This is a genomic window from Pseudoalteromonas sp. P1-30, assembly GCF_001400005.1.
GTDB lineage: Bacteria > Pseudomonadota > Gammaproteobacteria > Enterobacterales > Alteromonadaceae > Pseudoalteromonas > Pseudoalteromonas atlantica.
This window is the reverse complement of the sequence record NZ_LKBC01000001.1, coordinates 609,645-632,670: the sequence shown is the minus strand read 5'-3', so window position 1 is coordinate 632,670 and position 23,026 is coordinate 609,645. Positions and strand designations below refer to the sequence as shown.

General features: G+C 37.2%; 13 protein-coding genes. 6 read left to right on the top strand and 7 right to left on the bottom strand.

Annotation, left to right across the window (positions count from 1 at the left end):
- Window positions 1–288: 288 nt before the first annotated feature.
- From AN395_RS02750 to AN395_RS02740, 3 genes are all read right to left on the bottom strand, one after another.
- Window positions 289–3,432, bottom strand: a complete 3,144-nt coding sequence (locus tag AN395_RS02750) for a DEAD/DEAH box helicase (RefSeq protein ID WP_054981986.1) — start codon at window positions 3,430–3,432, stop codon at window positions 289–291.
- A 436-nt stretch (window positions 3,433–3,868) separates the two neighbouring features.
- On the bottom strand, window positions 3,869–4,831 hold the full coding sequence (locus AN395_RS02745) for a hypothetical protein (RefSeq protein WP_029771890.1): 963 nt from the start codon (window positions 4,829–4,831) through the stop codon (window positions 3,869–3,871).
- Window positions 4,832–4,846: 15 nt separating this feature from the next.
- Entirely contained in the window at window positions 4,847–6,085 is a 1,239-nt protein-coding gene (locus AN395_RS02740; protein WP_054981985.1) for an AAA family ATPase, read from the bottom strand.
- 774 nt (window positions 6,086–6,859) lie between these two features.
- On the opposite strand from AN395_RS02740, the gene AN395_RS02735 reads away from it, so the two are divergent.
- Window positions 6,860–8,074, top strand: a complete 1,215-nt coding sequence (locus AN395_RS02735; protein ID WP_004586302.1) for a hypothetical protein — start codon at window positions 6,860–6,862, stop codon at window positions 8,072–8,074.
- Window positions 8,075–8,136: 62 nt separating this feature from the next.
- Here the strand turns inward: AN395_RS02735 and AN395_RS02730 are convergent, their stop codons facing one another.
- Window positions 8,137–9,012 (bottom strand): DNA replication terminus site-binding protein, encoded by an 876-nt coding sequence (locus AN395_RS02730; protein ID WP_054981984.1) that lies wholly within the window; start codon window positions 9,010–9,012, stop codon window positions 8,137–8,139.
- Window positions 9,013–9,991: 979 nt separating this feature from the next.
- Between AN395_RS02730 and AN395_RS02725 the strand changes: the two genes are divergently transcribed.
- Window positions 9,992–11,341, top strand: a complete 1,350-nt coding sequence (locus AN395_RS02725) for a class II 3-deoxy-7-phosphoheptulonate synthase (RefSeq protein ID WP_024032363.1) — start codon at window positions 9,992–9,994, stop codon at window positions 11,339–11,341.
- Window positions 11,342–11,400: 59 nt separating this feature from the next.
- Here the strand turns inward: AN395_RS02725 and AN395_RS02720 are convergent, their stop codons facing one another.
- Window positions 11,401–12,210 carry a pyruvate, water dikinase regulatory protein gene (locus tag AN395_RS02720; RefSeq protein WP_004586305.1) on the bottom strand — a complete coding sequence of 270 codons (810 nt, stop codon included), beginning with the start codon at window positions 12,208–12,210 and terminating at the stop codon, window positions 11,401–11,403.
- Between the two features lie 154 nt (window positions 12,211–12,364).
- On the opposite strand from AN395_RS02720, the gene ppsA reads away from it, so the two are divergent.
- Both ppsA and AN395_RS02710 read left to right on the top strand, forming a co-directional pair.
- Window positions 12,365–14,740, top strand: coding sequence for a phosphoenolpyruvate synthase (ppsA, locus tag AN395_RS02715; protein WP_054981983.1), 2,376 nt, complete (start codon window positions 12,365–12,367; stop codon window positions 14,738–14,740).
- A gap of 650 nt (window positions 14,741–15,390) precedes the next feature.
- Complete coding sequence (locus tag AN395_RS02710) at window positions 15,391–18,438, top strand: FAD-binding and (Fe-S)-binding domain-containing protein (protein ID WP_054981982.1); 3,048 nt, start codon at window positions 15,391–15,393, stop codon at window positions 18,436–18,438.
- A 143-nt stretch (window positions 18,439–18,581) separates the two neighbouring features.
- On the opposite strand, the gene AN395_RS02705 is transcribed toward AN395_RS02710, so the two are convergent.
- Both AN395_RS02705 and AN395_RS02700 read right to left on the bottom strand, forming a co-directional pair.
- The gene (locus AN395_RS02705; RefSeq protein ID WP_054981981.1) at window positions 18,582–19,781 is read right to left on the bottom strand and encodes a sodium:proton antiporter; all 1,200 of its coding nucleotides are present in this window, start codon (window positions 19,779–19,781) and stop codon (window positions 18,582–18,584) included.
- Complete coding sequence (locus AN395_RS02700; protein ID WP_054981980.1) at window positions 19,781–20,992, bottom strand: tyrosine-type recombinase/integrase; 1,212 nt, start codon at window positions 20,990–20,992, stop codon at window positions 19,781–19,783. Before AN395_RS02700 ends, AN395_RS02705 begins: the two co-directional genes overlap by 1 nt.
- 137 nt (window positions 20,993–21,129) lie before the next feature.
- Between AN395_RS02700 and AN395_RS02695 the strand changes: the two genes are divergently transcribed.
- A complete protein-coding gene (locus AN395_RS02695) occupies window positions 21,130–21,693 on the top strand; it encodes a YSC84-related protein (protein WP_054981979.1) in 564 nt (187 codons plus the stop codon).
- 602 nt (window positions 21,694–22,295) lie between these two features.
- On the top strand, window positions 22,296–23,009 hold the full coding sequence (locus AN395_RS02690) for a hypothetical protein (RefSeq protein WP_054981978.1): 714 nt from the start codon (window positions 22,296–22,298) through the stop codon (window positions 23,007–23,009).
- Window positions 23,010–23,026 lie beyond the last annotated feature (17 nt).

Here is a 23,026-nt window from a genome sequence, read left to right as displayed (position 1 = left end):
AAAAATGTATTTTAAGGTGTTAAATACAGGCATAAAAAAAGCCAGCTAAAAGGGCTGGCTCAATCATTACTAAATTTAGTAACCAAACAGGGAAATCAACATGAAGCTTGTGATAACTGCAATTATTCAACAAGCATAATAGTAGACGCGTGTTTTTAAATTTAGTTCAAGCAATTTATAAAAAATGTATTTTAAAATCAACATGAAGCTTGTGATAACTGCAATTATTCAACAAGCAATATAATAGACGCCATTTGGTTAAATTAGTTCACATGCTAAGTAAAAAAATTAGCTTTTTATAAGTGCTAACATTTGCTGCTCATCAAACGAAGTAAAGCTCATTGATTTATCGGTAAATAATGCATCAACAAGCGCTTGCTTATCTTGCTGCATTTTAAATACCTTTTGCTCAATTGAGTTACTCATAATTAATTTATAAACAAACACTGGATTTGTTTGGCCAATACGATAAGCACGATCGGTGGCTTGTTTTTCAACAGCCGGGTTCCACCATGGGTCAAAGTGAATAACGGTATCGGCTTGAGTTAAGTTAAGCCCAGTACCGCCTGCTTTTAAACTGATTAAAAACACCGAGGTTTTGCCACTGGTAAATTCGTCAATAACTTTGTCGCGATGGCGCGTTTGCCCAGTTAGCATACTAAATTTGATATTTATATCGTTTAAACGCTCTGCAATTAAATCGAGCGCAGAAGTAAATTGACTAAAAATAATCACTTTACGACCAAGGCTTAGCATTAATGGCAAATGCGTAGTTAGCCATTCTAATTTTGCTGAACCGGCTTGTGTTTCTGGCTCAATTAATTTTGGATGACAACAAATTTGCCTTAGCTTTAGTAGCGCTTCTAAAAATGCGAGCTTACTTTTTTGTGCGCCTTGCTCAGCAAATAAGTCGATGAGCTTTTCTTCTAAGGCGCGCGTAATACCTTGGTACATATCTTTTTGCTTAGGTTCAAACTCAAACTCTTTTAACAGCTCTGTTTTTTGTGGCAGCTCTTGAGCTACCTGCGCTTTTGTGCGGCGTAATATAAACGGCATAATAAGCGCTTTTAGTTGCTCAGCTCGCTCTGAATCGGCTTCGCGCTCAATAGGGGTTTGAAAGTGCTGTTTAAAGTGCGCTTGCGAGCCAAGTAATGAAGGCATTGCAAAGTCGAGTAACGATTTAAGCTCAAACAAATTATTTTCGATAGGCGTACCGCTTAAACATAACTTAAAGTCGGCATTTAAACGCTTAACTAAGCGCGAGACTTGTGCAGTATCGTTTTTAATATATTGCGCTTCATCTAAAATAATATTTTCAAAATAAAGTGGCGAGTAATAAGCAATATCACGCTTTAATAATGGGTAAGTAGTTAAAATACACTGCGCTTGCGCTAAATGTTGTAAAGGCTCATTACGTTGTGAGCCAAAAATAGTGGTTACTTTAAGACTTTTAGCAAATTTGGTGATTTCGTTTTGCCAATTACTTACCAAACTTGTAGGGCACACTATAAGGGTAGGGCCCGCTTGCGGGCGATTAAAACTGCTGGCCAAAAAGGCAATAACTTGTAGCGTTTTGCCAAGCCCCATGTCATCAGCAAGTATGCCGCCTAATTGGTGGCGCTTTAAAAAGCCAAGCCAATCAACGCCTTGTTGCTGGTATTCACGTAGTGTTACCGAGTCATTTAAACCGTGTAAGGGCACCACTGGCATTGCCTGCTCGGTGTTGTTTAACTCATCAAGATAACGCTCAAGAGAGTCATCATGAAGGTCTATAGTAACTGCGGTATGCTTTACCAGCTCAGGTAAATAAGAAAGCGGGATATTAAATTCATCGCGTGTTTTTACAAATTCAAAGCGTTGTTTAAATTCGGTCAGTAAATTAATGGCGGCTTTACTAATAACACCAAATTGACGCCCAACAGGGTAGTAATAAAACAGCTCACTTTGACGATTTAACGATTGATACGTGGCATCATCGGTATTAAAAAGTACAGCGGCTTTGGCATCGCTTAATTGCACTTTACAATGCATTTGGTGACCTGCAGCACGGTTTACATCGAGTGTAACGTGCCCTTGGGGGTCGGCTACATTTACTTTAGTTTGAGTTACCTGCCAGCCACGCTTTTTAAAGCCAGGGAATACTTCGTAAACAAGCCAATGTAAATGTATAGGTGATTGTTTATTAAATATAAACTCACTTTGTAAACCCCCTTTACAAAACTCAAAACCTAAATTTACTAACTCATTTGTTACTGTGTTTTCAAATGCACTATTTATTAAACTCGCTGGTGCTGTTCCCGCTAAATAATTTTTATTTTTATATTTAAATAATAGCGAAACTTTAAGCCCTTGCTCATCCATAGTGGCTTTTAAAACAGCATTACCAAGTTGCTTAACATTGACTTGTTCGTTATTCGGATGCGGAATAACACCGGCGCCAAAATTGTCGGCAAGTTGTTTATAAATGCGATCAAAATTAGCATCGTGAAGTGCGGGAATTGATTGTAAATGTGCTATTTCGTCGGCGCTAAGCTGTGTTCTGATCCGGCCGACTTTAAAGTGATCGAGGTCTAAATAAGCGGGCGGCGTGGTTTTTATCAATGCCCAATTTTTACTGTGTTCAAGCTCAATAATTAACTGCGATAACTCGTTTTGTTGCTGCCAATTAAAGTTAAGCGATTGCCCAGTTTGCGCTTTAATAGCAACACGAGAGCGTTGTAAAAATAAACGGTCGGTGGCAATTAATTGTTGTAAAGCGCTAAAGCCCCATTGACCTTTTAGCTCTAAATTACCTACTGCATTTTGCGAGCGAATCCAACTAAAGAGTCTAAAGTCACTTTCGAGCAAATCGTTTGGCGTTACAAAGCTATTTAATTGTTGCTCAGTTAAATTGCGCCCTAGCGTGTAATTATTATTTTTGTCGTAATTGGCAATTTTTGGCGTTAAAAATACTTTATTGTTTTCAATGTCTAATACAAATAAAAGAACTTGCGAAGGAGCTTTAGCATCAACACTTTTAAGTGCTGTCAGCTCACTAAACCAATCGTTAATAAAGTAGTCTTCTCCGTATTCACCTGAGTGCTCTATTTTAAGTTTAAATAATACAGCGGCTAAGTGCCTACATTTGGTTTTAGCATTACAGGTACAATGCGTATCAACAGAGTAACCAGTAGGTACTTTACTGATCTCAATGCGTTGGTTAAATGTTGATCCGGTGTCGCCTTGTACGGTTGAATCAATAACAGCAAAATCACTGCTGTGCTCTAACCAACTAATTTGGCCGTTTTTATAATACTCTTTGCCTTTATCGAGCACGTTGGGCCTAAACAACTTTTTTATAAAGCGCTCAGAAAGAGGGAACAAGGTTGCCTGCTCATTTTTTATTTCTTCAAAAATAGCCAGTAAATCATTTTTTGATAAGTTAGCAGACATGTCACTCTAAGTATTAAATTTTTAAAATAATTCTGCCAGTATATTCTTTAACTGCGCACAGCAAAAGCAATATTAACGTTATATAAACTGGTTGGAGCTGCTAGGTTAGTAAAAAATCGGTTTGTACGTACTTTATGGCACTTTATCTGCCAATATGAGAATAGGTAAACAGCAAACATACATGTTACAAACAATTTATTAACAACGCAGGGGCTTTACAGATCAGTTTTTTACTAACAAATTAAGATCCAGCATCAAATAGTCGTAAAAACTAAATTCAGTTAGTAAAAATGTGATCTTTAGAGCAAAAATGAGGGATTTATGGGTTATAAATAGCAAAAAAGATCAGGATTTTACTAAGTAAAAAGCCCATCAGATCAGAATTTAACTAACCTAACAGGCTTTTAAGATCACTATTTTACTAAGTAATAAGGGGCTAATTAAACGCGCTTAACAGCTTAGTAAGTTGTTCTAAGCGTTTGTCAGTCAACACTTTATTATCTATTTTAATAGATACGTCACCACTTTTTAAATTGCGTTGTACGTTTATAAAGTTGTTTTCAAATACAGCTTCACGTTTAGCAACCGCGCTAGGCTCGGTAGTTAAACGTTTAGTAATTGCCATTGCGCGCTTGTCGTCGCTTGTAATGGCGTTAATCTCATCGTCTGTATGTAATTCGCTAACTAGGGCATTAAACGCCTGCTCGTCGCGCTCCTTTGCACTAACAAGCTTTTTAGCGACTTCTCTGCCTACGTGATTAGCCGTGGGGTAAAGTGAAATTACATCAGCGGGTATTTGCTCGTACGCTTTAATGGCATCTGCAATTGCGGTGTGCGATACACCTTCAATAGCGGCAATTTCGCGATAAGAGCCTTTTTTACCTTGCTCAATAAGATCGTTTTTAGTTTGTTGATAAGCTTGCCCTAGCTCCCAAAGGCTTGGGGCTATGTACTGATCTGAAGATACAGCTAAAATTTTAGCGTCTTGATCGGTAAAATCAGGAGAGCTTAAAACTAAATAATCGGCATTACCTAAAATACATGCCTTTCGACGACGTGAACCGGCAAGTACTAAGTTAGTATTTCCCTGATCCCAAAGTAAAGCAGGGTGTTGATTACGTCCATCTTCACTGATTGCAGGTAAAATATCAGAAACCGACTTTTCGTTTAATAGCGCTTGTACACGGCGATTTTTACCGTAAACCGTGGTGCTAGATTCAATATCTGCATGAGCAATAACTTTACACACTAAGGTTATTTCGCGTGTAGGGTCGCTTGGCGCAGGCATTCTTATTACATCACCAGCGCTTGCTTGCTCAAGTAATGCATCAAGGCTGCTATTGCCTACGGCAGTTGCAAATGGATCTAAGCGGGTGTCGTTTTTACGTTTTGTAGCCATTTTTATGTAACATCCTTACTTAGTGTTGTTAAGTGATGATTGGGTTGACTCCCAATTAGAACGAATAAGCATTTCTAATTCGTCCACAACATCTTTAATATTTTCTTGCGCGCGCAATAAAGACTCGCGACTTGCTAAACTATCCGATGCTTTTTGATCAAATATGGTATTAAAAGACGATGAACTAGCCGTAATTGCCGAGCTGTGATTAATTGGGTAGCTCATTACTTGGCGGCCAAACGCACTACGTACATCTTTAACAATATCGCGCTGTGAATGATTACCCTTAACGTAATTGGTCACTAAAAACTGCATAAAGTCCCAACCTTCATGACCAAGTGCCGCTACTGTGTGGTAAATCTCACCTAAACGCTTTAAATATTTATTGTTAGCATCAAAATCTACAGCTTCTGGATGAACCGGGATAAGCATTGCCGTAGAGGCCATTAAAGCATTATAAAACATAAAGTTAAGTGTAGGAGCGGTATCGATTAAAATAATATCAAATTCGTCTTTAACCGGCTCAATAACCTTTTCTAAAAGCTTATGATAATGACGTGTTTGTTCGTAATTAGAGGTGTCTTTTAAAAGTGTTGCAGTCTCGTGTTCAAAGTAAAAGTCATCCATACCTGAGGGTAAAACACGAATATTTGGAATATGCGTAGTAACAAAAGCACTAGATACAAACTCTGGCCAGGTTTCGCCTTCGTCTAAATCAATACAATCACGCATTAAGTCGCCTACCGTAACAGGGTCGTGATCGTTAGAAGGGAAAAAGCTAGAAGACGAACCTTGAGGATCTAAATCAATAATACCAATACGATAACGTTTGATATTAGTCGTCGCCAATGCAGCAGCAATATTAACCATACTGGTTGTTTTACCACAGCCACCTTTAAGCGAATTAATAACAATAACTTGGAGTTTATCGTTAGTAGTGCGGTGATCTGGCTGAATATCCATGATATCGGCCATCGCAAAAATATTAACTAACGTATACGCATAGTGCCCATTTGCACCACGCTTAATATTTAAATCATCAAAGTCACCATTGTCATGACGACGTTTTAAGGTACGATTATTACACCCTAATAAATCTGCTGCCGCTTTTTGGGTGTAAGTTCTTAATTCTTTTTCTTCTGATTTAAGATGAGCGCGATAGTGTTGTATGCGTCCTTTTAAAGATTTTTCAGCAACTTCGGCTGTTGCTTTTAAAAGCCGGTAAGTACTTAGCGCGTTATTATTGATAGACATACTTTCTTCCTCAAAGTTAGGCAGTTAGTATAATGTCCATTCAAATAGCTGTAAACAACTATTTAAGGCGACATGCATTTTAATAACAAGACATTTAAAAATATTTTTACACCTTTAAGATTGCTTAGTATAAATAAAGAAGTTTAAAGGTGGTTAAATATATAAGGTAATAAAGGTTAAGGGTGTATAATGGCTATATAACTATATGATATTTATAAATAATGTTAAAAAAAGCAGATCACCTTTATACTTGGTTAAGATCAGATCTTTATCTACATGCAGATCAGCTTTTTACTAAGCCTTATTTAAATATTAAAGTTATGCACAACTTACTCAATAAGTTATGTACAAAATGACTGTGTGAGATCAGTTTTTTACCAAGTAAATTAGAAAGTTATACACTTAAGCTTACGAAGAACAGGGCGTTTAATTGGTATAGATCTGATCTGTAGTAAGTACAGATCAGATCTATGCTAACTAGAAGTGTTGTTATCCACAGCAGGTATTTATTTTACTAACGTTTGTCGTGTAAAAAGTTTAAAAATAGCGCTTTTAATGGACAAAAAATAAATTGAGTTAGTAAAAATTTAGCTTGAGAAGCTTATCTTAGTAAAATAGTGATCTGAAATTAAGCTTATCACTCCCTACTTAGTATAATAATGATCCGTTACGTTTATTTATACTCGGATCAGTTTTATACTAACTTAAACATTTAACTTTTGTTGCTTAATGTGTTGTTATTAGCTGTCGCAATAAAAAATGGAAATCAGAACAATGAGCCGAAAGGTCAACATCTCGGTAGATAACTTGCCCGATACACTTAGGGGCCAAATACACGGGGTGGAAAGTGCAATAGATAACGAAAGTTTAGCACTATTTACAGATAACAAAGATGTGCGAATTTCTATCGAAAATGCCGCTCATGGGTTACGTGCTTATTCAAACACGTTTAACCACTATGATTTATGGGGGCGTTTTGTACGTTCTGGGCATAAAAAATTGCCATTGGAAGAAGCACCTAAAAAAACAATTATTACGCGTAAAATATCCGAAAAAGTAGATGGTATTTTATATGACGGCGAAATAAAAATTACACCGGCCGTTGTAAGCACGCGTAAAGATGGCGAAGACGTAGAATATTTAGTGTGGCCATCGGATAGAGAAGAAAAAGTTGAGCGCGCGTTAATTCGCCTTGCATCGAAAGGTAAAATCGTAAAAATCAATTTTAAGTCCGGTATTCAATATGCCGTGGTTTTTTCGATGAACGAATTAGCCCAAGAACTTAAAGCGGTTGGCCAATCAATGCCATACCCACAAATTAAAGAATCATTGGAAGCACTTCAAGGTTCTAAACTTTCATTTAAATACTCGGCTACTGATACTAAAAATACAGATATTGATGACTCTTTTTATGAGTCAAACATGAACTTTTTATCATCTCTTCATTTTAGTGGTAAAAAAGGCCAAGGCGGCAACGTTAAATGTGTTGCATGTTTAAATGCATTTGTTCATAACATGATTGATAACCTTGAATACAAAGGGTATTACTTTAACAGTGCGCAAGAGCTAAAACGTGGTTTATCGCGTTGGATGATGCTGCGTTTATATCACCTTTGGCGTTATGCCGCGCCTGGTAAAACTTATCATTTTAGATTGCTATCTATTATGGAAAAATACGGCTCTATTTATTCAACCGACGATATCACAGAAAACAAATTAAAAGCATTACGCCGTGATATGACCACAACAATGAAAGACTTGATTGAGAAAGGAGCTATTTCGGAATACAGCATTACTAATGTAAAAGATGATAAAACCGGTAATATTATTGATTACACCTATGAAATGCATCCTTCTGATCAGTTTTGTGATGAGATACTCACGCTCAACAAGCACAATAAGCGCATTGAGATTCAAGGTGGTAAACGAATTGTCGAAAACGCAGTTTTAATTGATGAAGATAAAATAGAAGAAATAGTCGAAAAATAACAACGGTTAAAATAATAGACTACTTACCAAAAAGGCCACACTATGTGGCCTTTTTAACATAATTAATTATCTACTTGTTCTAAATAAAGTCTATCCACTAAAAAGTCATACTCTTTTTTTCTCGGGTGAGACTCTGGTTTTTGATAATCTGGCAAAGTACCTAACTTAACATCGGGCTGCGGGTTAATTAAAATAAACGGTAACGCTGCACTTACGTGATACCTATTTTCTGCGGTGTACCTAACATTAACTTGGGGACTTACTCGGGTAGGGCGGCGAATTCTTAACTTTTCTTTTTCACCTAAACTAGCTACTCGCATTTGCTCTTGTGCAACAAGAGACTGCCATTTTTGTTGGTCGATCATTCTTGGATTTCTATAACCTGCGGACTTATCGAGCATTTCAAGTGCCATTTTTTTAGTTAGAGTTTTAGTGGCATGCTTATGCATCCAAGTAAATCTCACCGAAAAAGGGGACTCACTTTGAAAATGAATTTTTCGATAGGCTGCAAGAGTGATTAAATTTGGAACCGCGTTATGAACAGCTTCAAATCGAGCATCGTTATTATCGATAGCCAAAACACACTCCTTAAAAGCAGCCTTAGCTTTATTAACTTGTTGTATTCGGCTAGTTAATGCTGCGACATCTGCATTTTTTAGAACCAAAAGCCCAGGATGACGCTTTAGCACTCTACTACTTAAACTTTCTTTTTTATAAATATCAGTAAACGAATTTAAAATTGCCCTATGAGCAATTTCGCCGGTTAATTTTTTTACAGGAATTGACTCGGGAATAATATTTTCATCAACACTATTTATATCTGGTAGCTGATAATACTCAGCCTTTGAATATTCACAGACACGTAATTCATCAATCAATAACGATGTTAATTCATTCATTAAATCAAACTGACTTCTTATTTGCACTTTAGAAACCATAACCACCTTAAGAACACATCTTACTTATTTAATTATTAAGTTTAACCTTTTGCTCTGGTTTTATAAAGTTAATTTATTCTACAAAAGCCAAGACTACTTTTAAATTAGATTATGTATGATGTGTTCTTTTACGTTGTTTGCTTATGCTAAGTGAGATTCGTTGCTTGAATATTTGCATATAACAGAAAGAACTAACGAACCCAGGCGTGATCAATACACTTATGTTTATTTAAAAATTTGTTGTAACGCAGGTAAATGCTAGGGCGATTTATACTTTTATATATTATCGCTCTGTGTAAAATAGTTATTGAGCCTTTAGTTTAAGGCCAGCAATCAATTTTTTGGTTCGACACTTTAGATAGTGTTGGGCACTCATTGTATAATTGCTTATAAGTGATACTTGTAATGCAGCGCAAGGCTCCTGTAACGGGGAAGGCTGCTCTGTGAGGATGAACTCTACTACAACTTAATATTTAAAGTAGTCGTTCATACTGACTGTTTTTAGTAGCCCTAATTAGCGTACTGGCATCGTCTAACAACCTGATCACAGTTGTACAGAATAAAGTGGACTTATTATTATAGCTTTACATAACCCTGAACCACATATCACACACTAAAAATAAATTCTAGTCACTTGGTTGATTTAATCAAATTACCACTGTAAAGCTAAGATTACATTTAACCCTCTTTAAGTATGATGTGTTCCTAGTGAAACTGTTAACTTTAAGGCTTTGAAATCAATTTGGTTTGGGATGGTTAAAAAAACGCCTTCATATATTTAACTTATTGTATTTAAATAAAAATAGCAAAATTAAAACACGCTTAAAACTAAGCCTGGGCAGCCTTAAAATCATAAATAACCTTATATATATTTAACTCATAACAAATTAGTTGGTAAATAGTGAATATAGTCCTTGAACTTAGGGCCATGCATACGTTAATTTCTTTATATCAGGTAAAGTAGGAATGAGGAAAGAACATGCAATCGTGGAACCCAAATAGCTGGAGAGAACTGCCAATACTGCAGCAGCCACAGTACCCAGATCAAGAAGAACTGAAAACAGTAGAAAGCCAGTTAAAGAGTGCTCCGCCACTTGTTTTTGCAGAAGAAACAAGAAGCCTCTTTAAACAATTAGAAGATGTATGTGAAGGTCGTGCATTTTTACTTCAAGGTGGCGACTGTGCCGAATCATTTAGCGACTTTAATGCCGCTAATATTCGCGATACATTTAAAACCATTTTACAAATGGCTGTTGTTTTAACATACGGCGGTAAATGCCCAGTTGTTAAAATTGCACGTATGGCAGGTCAATACGCTAAACCACGCTCTGCAGATTTAGAAACTATTGACGGTGTATCTTTACCATCTTACCGTGGTGATATTGTAAATAGCTTTGAGTTTACAGAAGAAGCGCGTATTCCCGATCCACAACGTTTAATGAAGGCATACCACAACAGTGCAGCTACATTAAACTTACTTCGTGCATTTGCACAAGGTGGCTTAGCAGATTTACACCAAGTGAATCGCTGGAACATGGGCTTTGTAGCCGCTAATCCGCAAAAAGAACGATTCCAACAGCTTGCTGACAAAATTCAAGACGCACTTGAATTTATGGAAGTATGTGGCATTAATTCTACTATTGCGCCAAGCCTTAAAGAAACCGACTTATACACGTCTCACGAAGCGTTATTGCTAGGCTATGAAGAAGCACTAACTCGTCGCGATCACCTATCAGGTGACTGGTACGACTGTTCTGCGCACTTTGTGTGGATTGGTGAGCGTACGCGTCAATTAGACCATGCACACATTGAGTTTTTCAAAGGTATTAAAAACCCTATTGGTGTTAAAGTTGGTCCAGGAATGGACCCAGATGACCTAATTCGTTTAATTGATGCAGTAAACCCAGATAACATTCCGGGTCGTTTAACGCTAATTACACGTATGGGTGCCGACGTACTGCCAGAAAAACTTCCAGCACTTGTAAGACGCGTTCAGCAAGAAGGCCGTAAAGTTATTTGGAGCTCGGATCCAATGCACGGTAACACTGAAAAAGCGACATCAGGCTATAAAACGCGTAGCTTCGATAATATCATGCGCGAAATTAGCCAGTTTTTTGCTGTACATAAAGCTGAAGGTTCATACGCAGGTGGTATCCACTTAGAAATGACTGGCCAGCACGTTACAGAGTGTACCGGTGGTGCATACGGTTTATCTGATGATGACCTAGCGCAACGTTACAAAACACAATGTGACCCGCGTCTAAATGCAGACCAAGTATTAGAAGTAGGCTTTTTAGTAGCTGATTTATTAAAAGACGCTCGTAAGTAATAAATATAAACTAAAGCCGCATATAGCGGCTTTTTTTAGCAAAACAGTAAATTAGTTGGTTAGTACTTACGTCGCTCAAGGTTGCTGTCAATTAAGATTTTTGCAGATATTTCCTCTACAGAATGATGGGTAGAATTAAAGTATGCAATTTTATGTCGCTTATAAAGCATTTCAACTTCACGCACTTCAATTCGGCATTGTCTTATTGATGCGTATTTAGAATTTGCCATACGACGATGCCTAATTGCAGCCAAACGCTCAGGGTCAATAGTTAACCCAAATAACTTATGTTTGTAAGGGAGTAAACATTTAGGTAGTCCCTCACTCTCTAAGTCGTCTTCAGTTATCGGGTAATTTGCAGCCTTAATGCCGTACTGTAAGGCTAAGTACAAGCTTGTTGGTGTTTTACCGCTTCTGCTAACACCTACTAAAATAATATCGGCTTCAGAAAAGTTTTTAATATTTCCGCCATCATCATTCATAAGGGCATAGTTAACCGCATCTATTCTAAAGTCATAACTTTTTTCATGAATAGAGTGGGTACGATGCATTTTTGGCACTGGCGCAACATTAAGCTCTTTTTCTATTTTTTCACTGTAAGTAGACAAAAAATCATACGCGATTGCATCGGCCGATTTAATAATTTCACTTAAGTTGTGATTTACGAAGGTAAAGAATACAAATGGCTTCTCACCTTCTTTTGCAGCAGTTGCGTTTATTAACGCTTTAATTTCATTTGCTTTTTCTTCTGTTTCTACAAAAGGAATAGTTTTATGATTAAATTCAACCGGAAACAACGACAAAGTCGCGTGACCAAACACTTCGGAGGTAATAGCAGTGCCGTCTGATATATAAAAAGCAGTTCTCATAGTTAACCTTTTTATTACGTTTAATACCTAAAATGGCTTACTCACGGTTTACGTGAGGTCTAATGCCAGTGTAGAATGAAGGTGACCTTTATAAAAGGTTTTCTTTCTTAACTCTCACAGTTACAACTACAATTTGTTTTTTGGAGAAAGACCCGTGCAAGAATACGTTCTCTGGTATCAAGAGCTTGGTATGCAAGATGTTCCTCGTGTTGGCGGCAAAAATGCCTCACTGGGTGAAATGATTTCAAACCTCGCTAACGCAGGTGTACAGGTTCCGGGTGGTTTTGCCACTACAGCCGACGCTTTCAATGAGTTTTTAGAGCAATCTGGACTCAATGCAAAAATTCACGACATTTTAGATACACTTGATGTTGATGATGTAAATACACTCGCTAAAGTCGGTGCCGATATCCGCCAATGGATTATCGATACCCCATTCCAACCTAACCTAGACCAAGCCATTCGCGACGCATACAGCCAACTTCATGGCGATACATCAGCCGATGTATCATTTGCAGTACGCTCATCAGCCACCGCTGAAGATATGCCAGATGCATCATTCGCAGGCCAACAAGAAACCTTCCTAAATGTACGTGGTATCGACTCAGTAATGGTCGCTATTAAACACGTATTTGCTTCTTTATTTAACGACCGCGCCATATCGTACCGTGTTCACCAAGGTTACGATCACCGTGGTGTTGCACTATCTGCTGGTATTCAGCGTATGGTACGTTCAGATAAATCAGCATCAGGCGTTATGTTTAGTATTGATACAGAGTCTGGTTTTGAAGACGTTGTATTTGTTACTTCAAGCTACGGTTTAGGTGAAATGGTTGTACAGGGCGCAGTAAACCCTGATGAATTTTATGTTCATAAACCAACATTACAAAAAGGGTTGCCATCAGTAGTACGTCGTAATATTGGCTCAAAAGCCATTCAAATGATTTACTCAACAGATGAGGCACACGGCAAACAAGTAGAAATTGTTGACGTAGAGCCAAGCCTTTCAAACAAATTTTCAATTACAGATGAAGAAGTGCAAGAACTTGCAAAACAAGCTGTAATAATCGAAAAGCACTACGGTCGTCCTATGGACATTGAATGGGCAAAAGACGGAAACGATGGCAAATTGTACATAGTACAAGCGCGCCCAGAAACCGTTCGCTCAAACGAAGATGCCAATATTATGGAGCGTTTTCAATTAAATGGCACAAGCAATGTCATTGCTGAAGGCCGCGCAATTGGTCATAAAATTGGTAGTGGTGTTGTTCGTGTACTTGATTCAATTAAAGAAATGGACCAAGTACAAGAAGGCGACATTTTAGTTACCGACATGACCGACCCAGATTGGGAACCTATCATGAAGCGCGCCGCGGCTATTGTTACAAACCGTGGTGGGCGTACGTGTCACGCAGCAATTATTGCCCGTGAACTTGGTATTCCTGCGGTAGTTGGCTGTGGTAACGCAACCGATTTAATTAAAGCAGGCCAAGAAGTAACGGTATCATGTGCTGAAGGCGATACAGGTTACATCTACGAAGGTATTTTAGATTTTGAAATACTAACGTCGCGCGTTGATAAAATGCCAGAACTGCCAATGAAAGTGATGATGAACGTAGGTAATCCAGACCGCGCGTTTGACTTTGCACGTTTACCACATGCAGGTGTTGGCCTTGCCCGTGTTGAATTTGTAATAAACCGCATGATTGGTGTTCACCCTAAAGCGCTATTAAATTTTGATGCACAATCTCCTGCGTTACAAGCTGAAATTACCGACATTATTGCCGGATACGAATCACCGGTAGAGTTTTATATCTCTAAATTAGTAGAAGGTATTTCAACGCTAGGCTGTGCCTTTGCACCAGAGCGTGTAATTGTGCGTATGTCTGATTTTAAATCAAACGAATATGCAAACTTAGTAGGTGGTGAGCAGTACGAACCTGAAGAAGAAAACCCAATGATTGGTTTTCGTGGTGCTGCACGTTATATCTCTGAAGACTTCCGTGATTGTTTTGCCCTTGAGTGTGAAGCAATTAAACGCGTAAGAAACACCATGGGTATGACCAACATCGAAATCATGATCCCATTCGTACGTACCCTTGAAGAGGGTAAACGTGTTATCGAATTACTAGAAGAGCATGGCCTTAAACGTGGTGAAAATGGTCTAAAAGTAATCATGATGTGCGAGCTTCCTTCAAATGCATTACTTGCCGATGAATTTTTAGAGATGTTCGATGGTTTTTCTATCGGCTCTAACGATTTAACTCAGCTAACACTTGGCCTTGACCGTGACTCAGGCCTAATCGCACATTTATTTGATGAGCGTAATCCTGCGATTAAAAAGCTACTTTCTATGGCAATTAAAACCGCTAAAGAAAAGGGCAAGTATGTAGGTATTTGTGGTCAAGGTCCTTCAGATCATGAAGACTTTGCAGCATGGTTAGTAGAGCAGGGCATTGATTCTGTTTCACTAAACCCAGATACAGTACTAGAAACTTGGTTATACCTAGCAGACAAACTTGCTAAATAATCGCGTTTATTAGTAACTGATAAAAATGCCAGTTATTAAGCTGGCATTTTTGTATGTGGTATAATTTAGCGTGCTAATTTTTTATCTAAATAATTACACGATTTAGTTAAGGCTTTTTGGCAAAGCTTTAAATAATGCCTCGCTTTTGGGTAATAAAACGAAAAACACAGTAACCCCGCCATAAAAAATGGATTGAAATTTGTTCAATCTAGGGGCGATTAAATCGCGGCGCGAGGTTTGTAACCTAGTGGGCTAAGTAAAAATCGAGTAACAAAGAGTTAATCGTCCCTAGAAAGAACCCATAGGGCAGCGCATGTTTGGTATTTATGCTGCGTTATCGCCTATTTATGGGGAGTAACCACACATAGGCTCTGCCTTGCCTAAAAACCAAACATACTGCTGCAAATTCAACAACCAAAGGTCAACACGCCCTAGCTACTACAGCAAAAAATAGCCCCAGCAAAATAAACAACACACCTATGATCTGTAATAGTAATTTTTTCATATAAAGCTCTACACTGTGGTTTAACTTGATTATAAATACAGCAGCTCAAATTACGATAAAAAGAGTGTTACAAACTGTAAAATCTTCAATTTCTATTAGCCATCACCATGATATAATTACACAAATGCCTTAAATTATCGCCGTCATGATAGCAACAATTACACAGCAAGATGCAGCGACAGAGCTTGTCGCGAACTACTTAAGTACACTTAAAAATCAGGGGTTTAGTGGAGACACCGATGCAAGCTATGCAACGCGTTTAACCGCCTCTACTGATAACAGTATTTATCAGCAAATCCCACAAGGTGTTATTTTTCCTAAAACCGAAAAAGACATTCAACTGGCATTGCAAACAGCATCTCGCGACCCATTTTTGTCACTTACTTTTGGCCCTCGTGGTGGTGGTACAGGTACTAATGGGCAATCACTCACACCAGGAATAGTGGTTGATTTGTCTCGCTACATGCGTGAAATACTCGAAATTAACGTTGAAGAAGGTTGGGTTAGAGTACAAACAGGTGTAATTAAAGATCAATTAAACGACTTTTTAAAACCGTACGGCTTTTTCTTCTCACCCGACTTATCGACCAGTAACCGAGCAACCATTGGCGGAATGATCAGTACAGATGCATCAGGTCAAGGTTCATTAGTGTACGGTAAAACCAGCGACCATGTTTTAGGACTTACTACCTATTTAGTCGATGGCAGCCCAATGGTGACATCACCAATAGACATAGAAAAAGCCAAAGTAATAGCCGAGCAAGAATCATTAATCGGTAGCCTTTACAAAACAGTATTGGAAATTTCTTTAAATGAGCGCCAAGCTATTTTAGAAAAATTTCCACGCTTAAATCGCTTTTTAACAGGCTACGACCTAGAGCATGTGCTAAGTGATGACTTACAAACTTTTGATATGAGTAGGCTAATTACCGGATCAGAAGGCTCGCTTGGTATAGTTACTGAAGCTAAATTAAACTTAACTCCCATAGCCGAATTTAAAACACTGATAAATATTAAATACGACAGTTTTGATTCGGCACTTCGCCACTCTCCCTTTTTAGTTGATGCGCGTGCAACATCGGTAGAAACAGTCGATAGCAAAGTATTAAACCTGGCTCGCGAAGATATTATTTGGCATTCAGTATCGGACTTAATAACCGATGTACCAAATAAAGATATGCAAGGACTCAATATGGTTGAGTTTAATGCAGTATCACCTGAAGATATAAAAGACAAAGTAAACACACTTTGCACATTATTAGATGAGTGCGTAGCAAATCAAACCAATGGTGTTATTGGCTATCAATTAACCAGCAGTAAAAGTGACATTTTAAAAATTTATGCAATGCGTAAAAAATCTGTCGGATTACTCGGTAATGTTAAAGGCAGCCAAAAGCCATTGGCCTTTGCTGAAGATACCGCCGTACCTCCAGAAAACTTAGCCGACTACATTGTAGAATTTAGAGCATTACTCGATAGCCATAATTTACAATACGGTATGTTCGGCCATGTTGATGCGGGTGTTTTACATGTACGCCCGGCGCTAGATATGTGCGACCCAGAACAAGAAAAACTGCTTCGAAAAATTTCAGACGAAGTTGTAAAACTCACCGCTAAATACGGCGGCTTAATGTGGGGCGAACATGGTAAAGGTTACCGAAGTGAATACGGCCCTGAGTTTTTTGGCGAGCATTTATTTAAACAACTACGTAAAATAAAAACAGCGTTCGACCCTAATAATAGAATAAACCCTGGTAAAATATGTACCCCCATAGAAAGTGAGGACTCACTAGTTAGTGTAGATGGGCAAAAACGTTCGTACTTCGATAAGCAAATTTCTATCGATGTAAAAACAAGTTTTAACAATGCGATGACCTGTAATGGTAACGGGATTTGTTTTAACTACGACGAAAATTCTCCCATGTGTCCTTCATATAAAGTAACCGGCGATCGCAGGCATTCGCCAAAAGGCCGCGCAACATTAATGCGAGAATGGTTACGACTTCAAGAGTCTAAAAATGTAGATTTACTCGAAGTAGAAAAAGAGCTTAACAAAGGCGAAGTTATTACCTGGTGGGAGCGTTTTGTTCATAGCCGTGAAAAAAACAAAGGTGTTTACGATTTTTCTCACGAAGTAAAAGAGTCAATGGATGAATGTTTAGCGTGTAAAGCGTGTACAACATCTTGCCCTATAAAAGTGGATGTACCTACTTTTAGAGCACGCTTTTTAAATTATTATCACAGTTATTACGCGCGCCCACTTAAAGATTATTTAGTCGCTAACATTGAAAGTTCGGCGCCTGTAATGTCTAAATTTGCACGCGTGATCAACCCAATTGTTAAAACAAACTTAGTAAGTAGTTTAATTAAAAAAACAGTAGGGTATATAGATACACCCCAATTAAGTGTGCCTTCACTTGAAAAGCGCGTAGCAAAAGCACATAAATTTGATTTTGAATTATTAAATTCACTTTCAAGCGATGAACAAAATGACTATGTGCTAATAGTGCAAGACCCGTTTACCAGCTTTTACGAAGCCGAGTTAGTGCAAAGTTTTATAACACTTATCACCGCGCTGGGTAAAAAGCCGATGCTATTACCGTTTAAACCTAATGGTAAAGCCCAACACGTAAAAGGGTTTTTGCATGAGTTTAAAGTAACCGCAAAAAATGGCGCAGATTTTTTAAATAAACTCGCTGATATTAATTCGCCTTTGGTTGGTTTAGATGCATCGTTAGTTATGTGTTATCGCGATGAATACAAAACCATTTTAGAAAATAATCGCGGCGAGTTTCATGTACAACTTGCCCATGAATGGTTACAAACTCAATCGTTTAAATCATTATCGGCTAAACAAAAAACTGACACTGAATTTACATTACTGAGCCACTGTACAGAAACAACCGCTTTACCAAAAGCGGCAAGTGTATGGAAAACAATTTTTACTGATATTGGTTTAACCCTAAATACAACCAATACTGGGTGTTGTGGCATGGCCGGTACTTATGGCCATGAAGCACAAAACCAAGAAAATTCCCGTGCACTGTACGAAATGAGTTGGAAACCAATAGTAGATAAAAATAATCCAGAGCAACTTTTATCTACCGGTTTTTCGTGTCGCAGCCAAGTAAAACGTTTTGAGCAATTTAAACCAAAGCACCCAATAGAGTTGCTCGCTCAGGTACTTAGCTAGTAAAAGTTAAAAATAAAAAAGGCGTAACTTAAAAATAAGTTACGCCTTTTTTATTAATACCAATTAGCTTAGTTAAGTGATTTATTTTAAAGCTAAAAATCGTGTTTATAGCAAAACAATAAATTCGCTAATTTTTATAAACGCTATTTAGATTTTTTAACAAAGCTATCTGCAATTGGCTTTGTACTTATACCATGTATAAACACGCTAAATAAAATAGTGGTCATTGCAATAGTGGCAATATCGTATTTATTTTCTATTTGCGTGTCTATTACCATTAAAGTAAAAACAATAGACGCCAAACCACGTGGCCCAAACCATGCAAAAGTAAAACGTTCCTTCCAATTAAGTGCTGTAAATTGTAGCGATAACATAACCGGAATTATTCTAATTAATGTTGTGCTTAATAAAGCATACACAATTATATTTGTATTTAATTTCGGAGTTACTAAATACGCACAAACAAATCCAAATAAACACCAAATCATTAACGATGTAAAATCAGCTATGTGCTCTGAATCCTCTATTAGCTCAGCGCGAATGTCAGTTTTAGAAAATTTATCAAATAACAAACCCGCTATAAACACCGCTATAAACCCGCTGCCATGAAAATATTGTGTGATAGAAAACACCGCCATCGCAAAACCTAAAAGTAAAAATGGGCTGGTGCTTTTTGCAAAGTAATGGCGCTGCATTGCAAAATTTAATGCCGGAATAAATATCGCTATAGAAAAACCAGCAATCAATAATGCTAAGCCAAGCTCTCTTGAAAACACACCTAATGTATGTGAAGCAGTAATAGCAGAGTCAGGGTTTTTAGCTAATAAAATAAATATTAAAAATACGGGTACACATAAGCCATCGTTTAATCCGCTTTCGGTATTTATACCTTCCCTGATTTTTTCGGGCACTTGTGTACTTTGCAATAACCCTTTACTTAAAGCCGCATCGGTTGGTGTAAGTATAATTGCCAACAGTGCCGATTGAATTAACGACAACTCAGCAAATAAAAATAAGCTAACACCAATTCCGCACAATAAAGTTAAGGGTAGGGCAACAAATAGTAATAGGCTAGGGTATTGAAAACTATGCCTCAATACACCTAACTTAGATTTAGCCGCATCAGAAAATAAAAATATACTTAGCGTTAGCTCTATCAGTGGTAATAAATAATCTATTCCTGTTTTTAGTTTTTCGCCTTCATTAGGAAGTAAAAACGCCAAAAACATGCCGCCAATAACAAAAAACATAGGGCCTGTTATTTCTGTGCGCTCTAGCTGCCTTATTGAAATTGAATAAACTAAAAATAAAAAACCAATAAATGCTATTACTAAGTATTCCATTAAATTTTCCTTTTAACGCCTGATTTTGCTCGCTCTTTAATATTTGTTTGAATGTAAATTTGATCAGTTGTCGCAATTTTAGAATGGCCTAAATCTTCCGATAAATGTTTTAGCGGTCGAGTTTGCGCATCATGTGTTGCACCCGTGTGACGAAGCCAATGGGCAGTGGCCGCTTCAAGTTGTTCTGCATCGTCTTTAAACCCGTCATCAAGTAACGATTGCTGAGCTAAATCAAAACTCTGCTGCACTAAACGTCTAATTTGCCTAACGGTCATCCCACCTTGGCCACGAATTTTATGCACCAATGGCTCAGATTCATCAACACGTGGTAGGGCGGGTAACCCTCTGTATAATCGGTAACGTTTTAAATACTCAACAAAATCATCACTTAGCGTAACATCTCGCAGCTTATTACCTTTGCCCATAATTCGTAAAAACCAAAAACCGTCATTATCTTGCCAAAAGTGTGACATAACTGGCGACCATTGCGGGCGCTCTGATAATTCTGATATACGTAAATATAGCCCTTTTAAACACGCGAGCGTAAATAGGTTACGTTCAAGCTCTGGTTTTTTTTCACATAAATCGCGTGTTACGCCAAATACATATTCCCATTGTATGTCACTTAAAGTGTCTGGGATCTGAATTTGAGATTGAACTACCAAATAGGGGCTATTTTTTTTCACTACAGGCACAAAGTTAGCAAACGTTTTTTCTTCTAAAATAGAAAACTTATAAAATACATTTAGCGCAGTAAACATAGCCGCTAATGTTTGCTGGCTCGCAATTGACTCTTTTAATATAAAAGGGCGCCAATTTTGATTTAATCGACGAATACCTTGTTCATCTTTGTAACGCCATTGCACCGAAGTTGATGCCCATTTTTTATCTGGCTCAGCCATAAAATCAACATACGCTTCAATGTCTTCGCGCTTTAAACTAAATACAGATTTTTCGGCAATTAGCCAAGACCACAAATAAAATCGTTCAAGTTCATTACGAAAACGATTAAATGTTGCCTCAGATTTTCGGCCGTACACATATAAAAATTGGTATAAAAATTTAAGATCGTCCTTTGATTCAGTTACAGTCAAGCCAACTTGCTGTATAAAGGATGCAAGTTCTGGGTATTCTGAGTTTAGAGTACCGTCATCAAGATGAGCAATTTGGTATCTTAATTGTTTTAACGTATCAACTAAAGCGACAAGCATAATGTATAAATATTCAATAAAATAATAGACTTACAGCTTAACGTTAAAGTCCGATACTGTCTAGTATTGGACATAGTGAAAGTGTATTTATTTATACATAGTTGTGTATTGGTATAAATCTTATTAAGGAAAGTTTTATGAAAAAATTTATAGTGTTAGGCCTACTTACAATAAATGTATTACTAACAGGTTGTGCTACTACAGGCAGTGCTTCACCTAGCGAAAAACGTGCTTTAGTTCAAAGCATGAAAAACAATACCCTCGACAAATTATACGCACAAAAACCCGATGTTAAAAAACAAATTGCCAATTCTGCCGGTTACGCCGTATTTGATAACGCAAACGTAAATGTCGTTTTAGCTAGTTTTGGTGGCGGGTACGGTGTAGTAAAAAATAACTTAACGGGTAAATCAACCTACATGAATATGGGTGAAGCCGGTTTAGGGCTTGGTTTAGGCGTTAAAGATTTTAACGTTGTTATGGTTTTTCATAACCAAGCGGCAGTAAATAGATTTATTGAACACGGTTGGGCCTTTGGCGGAAACGCAGATGCAGCAGCAAAATACGAAGATAAAGGTGGAGCACTGGTTGCAGAAGCCATTGCCGACCAAGTTACCGTATATTCTTTAACCGAAAATGGGCTTGCACTTCAAGCAGTACTAAAAGGCACTAAATTTTGGGTAGATTCTGAGCTAAATTAACACCTAATTACTCTCCTAAAAGCGGGCTGGTTTGTATAATCACGCTCGCTTTCTTATTAATTACCCAATTTAACATAACGTAATTTATGGGTTGTTATTAAAGAAAGCACTCTAGTATTATGTATTCACGTTATATAAGTCCCTACTAATTTTTCAGTATTTATACTACCTAATCAATCATAATTTATATAAAAGTTAGCATGTTTATAATTACTTACACTATTTGACTAACCATATACTAAAGCAACTAGAGAGCTAAGTTTTAGTGAAAGGTAAATCAGTCGCTATACAATAATATGTAAAGCTAGCCTACCTAAAGAAAAACTAGTAGCTATATTATATCGAGCATATTTACCCGAAAAAGGTGCGTGGGCAGACTGTAAAATTTAGATGGAAAATTATACAATACTTACTTCTTAGAGAAAGTTAAACCCTCGGATGTTCAGCTAGTCCAGCGTTAAAGTGGTCTGTAAGGAAATCCGAAGCGTTGTATAGAACATGGAAAGCATATCGTAAAACTCATAATTTTTATTTATCTGATTTACAGGATCAGTTATTAAATATTATTTGGAAATTTTTCGAAAGAACAGGAAGTTAAAATAGTGTACATAACTAAAAGAGTTCTACCCAGTAAACACTTAAGTTTTTTACTAGCCTTAGCCATAACCTTACTTTTAATTATCGTGTTTTTTTCAAACTACATTCCAAGCATATTTTATTGGGGGAGTGATTTTGAGAAGCTTATATATACAATATCTTTATCCTTTATAACTAGTTATATATTTTACTATGTGGTTGTATATAGAAAGGAATTAAAAGATAAGGAGAATATTTCTACTTATGTTTATACTGTATTATTTCGTATAACTTCTAGAAATAACATTCTGATTGATAATATTTTTGATAATATTATTGACCCACCTGATATAAAGGTTGCAGGTAATATATCTTATAACGAAATGAAAGTTATCTTATCTAAAGTAGATACTAACTCTATAATAACTGATTTGAAATTTGAATCCGTTGGTGAAGGCATAACTTGGCTTGAGTACCTAAAATTTTATTCACTAAATGTTCAAAAGGATATAAATAAATTACTTAACCTACTTCCTTATCTTGATAGTGAGCTTGCTAAATTATTAATAGAGCTTGATGACTCAGCTTTATTTAGATTAATCGACCAATTGGTAGTTTCTGATACACTTACATCGAACTCTTTTTCTAACTTGGAACCAACAACTAGATTTTTCCATTATCATTATGAAAACTGTAAAACCCTAAGTGATTACAGAGAATATAATTATATATTTAAATAATTAAGTTAAGGGCTTTC